Below are 3,018 nucleotides of genomic sequence, written 5' to 3'. Positions count from 1 at the left end.
CCGCGCACGTGGCCGGGGTGCTGTCCCTGACCGACGCGTGCGCCCTGGTCACCGCGCGGGCCCGGCTGATGCAGGCCCTGCCCGAGGGCGGCCTGATGCTGGCCGTGGAGGCCACCGAGGACGAGGTCACCCCGCACCTGACGGACGGGGTGGCGATCGCGGCGATCAACGGCCCGGCCTCGCTGGTGCTGTCCGGGGGCGAGGAGGCGGTGCTGGCGGTGGCGGCGGCCCTGCCGGGCCGACGTACCCGGCGGCTGCGGGTCTCCCATGCCTTCCACTCGCCGTTGATGGAGCCGATGCTGGCCGATTTCGAGCGGGCGGTGTCCGCGCTGGTCTTCCGGCCGGCGCGGATGGCGGTGGTCTCCACCCGTACCGGGGCGCTGGCTGCTCCCGGGGAGCTGGACACGCCCGGGTACTGGGTGCGCCAGGTGCGTGAGGGTGTCCGTTTCGCCGACGCGGTCCACACCCTGACCGGCCGGGGGGTGGACCGGTTCCTGGAGCTGGGCCCGGACGCCGTCCTCACCCCCCTCATCGCCGCCTCCGCGCCCCAGGCCACGGTCACCGTCCCGGCCGCGCGCACGGACCGCCCCGAGGAGCGGGTCTTCATCGCCGCCCTGGCGGAGCTGTTCGTGCACGGTGTGGCGGTGGACTGGCCGGCCCTGTTCGCCGGCACCGGCGCCCGCCGCACCGACCTGCCCACCTACCCCTTCCAGCACCAGCACTACTGGCCCATGAGCGGGCGGAACCTCGGAGACGTCCGGGCCGCCGGACTCGTCCCGGCCGAGCACCCGCTGCTGCGGGCCGCGGTGTCCCTGGCCGACTCCGACGGTGTGGTCCTGTCCGGCCGGTTGTCGTTGGCCACTCACGCGTGGCTGGCCGATCATGTGGTCTTCGGCCATGTGGTCGTCCCCGGGACGGCGTTCGTCGAAATGGCGGTCCGGGCGGGCGACCAGGTCGGGTGCGCGACGGTCGAGGAACTCACCGTGGCGACGCCCCTGGTGATGCCGGAGGGGGCGGCCGCACAGATCCAGGTGCGTGTGGCGGACGCCGACGAGAGTGGTCGGCGGACCCTGACCGTGCACGCGCGCCCCGACGAGCCGACTGGGGACGCACCCTGGACACAGCACGCCACAGGTGTCCTGGCGGAGGAGCCGGAGCAGCCGAGCCGCGCCGATGTCGGCCAGTGGCCGCCTGCCGGTGCGGAACCGGTCGACCTCTCCGACCTCTACGAGGATTTGGCGGAGAAGGGTTTCGCATACGGTCCCCTCTTCCGCGCGCTGCGCCGCGTGTGGCGGCGCGGCGACGAGCTGTTCGCGGAGGCGGGCCTTGCCGCCGGCACGGAGAACGGCGGTTTCGGCCTGCACCCGGCGCTGCTGGACTCCGTGCTGCACGCCGTCGCGGCAGTCGGCGGATCGGGTGAGCAGGGGTTGCCGTTCGTCTGGGAACGGGTGTCGCTGCACGCCTCCGGAGCGACCGAGGTACGGGCCCGGCTGGTGCGCCGGGCCGACCGCGACGCGCTGACCGTCGACCTGGCCGACATCGAGGGCCGGCCGGTGGCCCACGTGGCGGAACTGGTCACCCGTCCGGTCACCGACGAGCAACTCGGCTTCGAGGGTGTTCCGGCGGACGGTTCCCTGTTCGCACTGGACTGGGTGGAACCTGCGGAGGTGTCGGCCGACGTCCCCGCCGTCGCGTTGGTGGGGGCCGACTCCGCTGTCACCGGTGCGATACGGGACGCGGTGTCCGAGGTGCGGCCGTACGTCGGACTCGACGAACTCGCCGCCGACGAACGGCCGGTACCCGACATCGTCGTGGCGCTGGTCGGCACCTCGGGCGACTCCTCCGGGGACGTGGTCCCCGACGTGCACGCGACGGTGGCCCGGGCATTGGCACTCGTCCAGAAGTGGGTGGCGGACGAGCGGTTCCGGCACGCCCGGCTGATCGTACTGACCCGGGGTACGGCCGTGGTGTCCGCCGCCGTGCGGGGCCTGGTGCGATCCGCTGCTGCGGAATACCCGGGACGCTTCGGGCTCGTGGACGCAGCCGAAGGACACCTGGACCACATCGATGCCGCGTTGCGTGTGCTGTCGGTGGCTGACGAACTCGAAGCAGCGCTGCGTGCCGATGGCGTCGTCGTGCCGCGGCTGGTGCGTGCGACGTCGGAGGCGGTGTTCCCGGATGCCACAGCGGATGTGTGGGGTGGTCCGGGTGCGGTGTTGGTGACGGGTGGGACCGGTGGTCTGGGTGCGGTGGTGGCGCGGCATCTGGTGCGGGTGCACGGGGTGCGGGAGCTGGTGTTGGTGTCGCGGCGTGGTGGGGAGGCGCCGGGTGCGGGTGAGCTCGTCGCCGAGCTGACCGGGTCGGGTGCCGAGCGGGTCGAGGTTCTCGCGTGTGATGTGGCGGACCGGGAGGCTCTGGCTCGTGTGGTGGCCGGTCGGTCGATCGGTGCGGTGGTGCATGCGGCGGGGGTGCTGGACGACGGGTTGGTGGGCAGCCTGACCGCGGAGCGGCTGGCCGCGGTTCTGGCGCCGAAGGCCGATGCCGCCTGGCACCTGCACGAGCTGCTCGGTGACGACACGGCGTTCATCGTCTTCTCGTCAGTCGCCGGTGTGCTGGGCAGCGTGGGGCAGGCGGCCTACGCCGCCGCCAACGCCTTCCTCGACGAACTGATGCGCGCCAGGCGCGCCGCCGGTCGGCATGCCGTCTCCCTGGTGTGGGGGCCCTGGGAGCAGGAGTCCGGCGGCATGACCGCCGACCCGGACCGCATGGCCCGCGCGGGGATACCGGCCATCACGGTCGAACAGGGCCTGGAGCTCTTCGACACGGCACTGACGGCGAATCAACCCGTGGTCCTGCCGGTGCCGCTCGACCTGCACGCGGTACGGGAGCTCCCCGACGTACCTCCGCTGTTCCGCCACCTCGTGCGGGCCCGCCGCCGAGTGGTCGCCACGGGAAACCTTGCCCGGCGGTTGGTGGGGCTGGATGAGGTGGAGCGGCGTGAGGTGCTGCTCGATGTGG

At 73.2% G+C, this 3,018-nt stretch carries 1 protein-coding gene; it reads left to right on the top strand.

What is annotated here, in order from left to right; translation table 11 throughout:
* Nucleotides 1-3,018: SDR family NAD(P)-dependent oxidoreductase (locus ABD363_RS32295; RefSeq protein ID WP_344610017.1), on the top strand; the 3,018-nt coding region annotated here is incomplete at both ends.

It is taken from the genome of Streptomyces glaucus (assembly GCF_039533365.1).
GTDB lineage: Bacteria > Actinomycetota > Actinomycetes > Streptomycetales > Streptomycetaceae > Streptomyces > Streptomyces glaucus.
The sequence above is the reverse complement of the archived record's forward strand: the minus strand, read 5'-3'. Positions and strand labels throughout refer to the sequence as shown.